This is a genomic window from Vibrio sp. V03_P4A6T147, from assembly GCF_002241085.1.
GTDB lineage: Bacteria > Pseudomonadota > Gammaproteobacteria > Enterobacterales > Vibrionaceae > Vibrio > Vibrio anguillarum.
The window spans coordinates 1-2227 of the sequence record NZ_NDIO01000053.1; the positions used below are offsets into that span (position 1 = coordinate 1).

Genomic DNA, 2227 nt, shown 5'->3' on the forward strand with positions numbered 1-2227 from the left:
TGGCCGTTGGTTGTTAACTCAGCCAGAAATATTAATGCTTGATGAGCCGACTCGGGGTATTGATGTCGGAGCAAAGTTTGAAATTTATCAATTGATATTGGAATTAGCGAAAAAGAATAAAGGGATTATTATTATCTCTTCCGAAATGCCAGAGTTGTTAGGCATTACCGATAGAATATTGGTGATGAGTAATGGCCGAGCTGCGGGAATCGTTAATACTAAAGACACTTCACAGAATGAAATATTAGAGCTGGCCTCTCGTTACCTCTAGGGAAATTATTATGGATTCAGTTAAAACATTTGCAATGAAGCACCTAAAGGAAGGTGCGATCTATGCGGTTCTATTTATTCTTCTGGCAATTATTATTATTCAGGAGCCATCATTTTTAAGTTTACGCAACTTTAGTAATATATTAACGCAATCTTCAGTGCGCGTTATTATTGCATTGGGTGTGGCGGGGCTGATTGTAACGCAAGGAACCGACCTTTCTGCTGGACGTCAAGTGGGTTTAGCCGCTGTAATTTCGGCAACACTTTTACAATCAATTGATAACGTCAACAAAGTATTCCCCAGCATTGGTGACGTGCCGATTGTGGCTGTGATTCTTTGTGTGTGCGCGATCGGCGCGATCATCGGCTTAGTGAACGGTGTGATTGTTGCTTATTTAAAAGTAACGCCGTTTATCGCCACATTAGGCACCATGATCATCGTCTACGGGATTAACTCTCTCTACTACGATTCGGTGGGTGCATCTCCAATTGCAGGTTTTGATGAGCGTTTCTCTTCATTCACTCAAGGTTTTATTCGATTCGGGGATTTTAGGTTTTCGTACATAACCTTCTACGCCATTATCGCGATTATCTTTACATGGATTTTGTGGAATAAGACCGTTTTTGGTAAGAACATTTTCGCGGTCGGTGGTAACCCAGAAGCCGCAAAAGTTTCTGGTGTTAATGTGCCATTGACGCTACTGAAAGTGTATGCTCTATCGGGTGTGTTCTATGCGTTTGGCGGTATGTTGGAAGCTGGCCGTATCGGCAGTGCGACCAATAACCTTGGCTTCCTGTACGAGTTGGATGCGATTGCAGCCTGTGTTGTGGGTGGCGTGTCATTTGCTGGCGGCGTCGGAAGCATTGCGGGTGTGGTCACGGGTGTGCTTATCTTCACTGTGATCAACTATGGTATGACCTACATTGGCGTGAGCCCTTACTGGCAGTACATCATTAAAGGTGGCATTATTATTTTCGCTGTCGCGTTGGACTCAATGAAGTACGCGAATAAGAAATAGCCGCCTAAGAGCAAAAATACAATTTTCGACATTTAATCGCCGAAAATTGTCGAAATAAAATAAACAAAGAGCGCCTTTATCGGCGCTCTTTTGCTATTGCCCAGTAGGAAGCGTACGTTTTTCAAAATAGCGCACAATCTCCTCGATCAATATTTTGATACGTGACGGTTGGTGATCACGATTGGGAGAGAGCAGATGCAAGTCCGATCCTGTGGCCAAATCGTGTGAACTAAAACTTTGCCGATAATCTTCCAAGAGAAGAACGAGTTTCCCAGCATTGAGGTCGGGTTGAATATCGAGTTGTGATTTGAGTGCAATACCTGCGCCTTCGAGTGCCCACTGGCGAATCACTTCGCCATCATTAGACAAACGTGATGGTTTGATCAGAATATCTTGAACGACATCTCCTTTAAGAAAAGACCAACGCGTTAATGATTCACTTTTGCGTAGCATACCCAAGCAAGCATGCTGTTTGAGATCCTCTGGGTGCGTCGGTTGACCATGACACGCTAAATATGCGGGTGAGGCACAAAGAACGCGGCGACTTGTTGCTAATTTTCTGGAAACCAATTGACTATCTTTGAGTGTGCCGTAACGCAATACCAAATCAAGTTTTGTTTCATATATCCCTAACACACTGTCACTAAAGGTAATCTGAGGCACAATTTTAGGATGTCTTGCTAAGAAGGAGTCGAGCAGTGGCAGCAAATGTTGTCGCCCGAGATCTTTGGGTGCTGAAATTTTTATATTGCCTTCCAAGTGTGTTTTCTCGGCGAATAGCGAAGACTCGACTTCAGTGATGTTGGCTAAGGTTTGTAAACATAATGGATAGAAACGTTCGCCGGCTTCCGTCAATGCAATTTTACGTGTGGTTCTTTGCAGCAATTTCACGCCATAGTGGCGTTCAAGCTCTTGCAGTTTTAGTGTGACTGAAGCGG

The 2227-nt window shown here is 43.8% G+C and carries 2 protein-coding genes and 1 pseudogene; 2 read left to right on the forward strand and 1 reads right to left on the reverse strand.

Annotated features, from left to right (window positions below; genetic code table 11):
- Both B9J84_RS01905 and mglC read left to right on the forward strand, forming a co-directional pair.
- A pseudogene (locus B9J84_RS01905) lies at window positions 1-271 on the forward strand (sugar ABC transporter ATP-binding protein); the annotation flags it as partial.
- 10 nt (window positions 272-281) lie between these two features.
- Window positions 282-1289 carry a galactose/methyl galactoside ABC transporter permease MglC gene (gene mglC, locus B9J84_RS01910; protein WP_013856962.1) on the forward strand — a complete coding sequence of 336 codons (1008 nt, stop codon included), beginning with the start codon at window positions 282-284 and terminating at the stop codon, window positions 1287-1289.
- A 93-nt stretch (window positions 1290-1382) separates the two neighbouring features.
- On the opposite strand, the gene B9J84_RS01915 is transcribed toward mglC, so the two are convergent.
- Window positions 1383-2227 (reverse strand): LysR family transcriptional regulator (locus tag B9J84_RS01915; protein WP_094123413.1); only part of this gene is annotated, 845 nt, incomplete at its 5' end.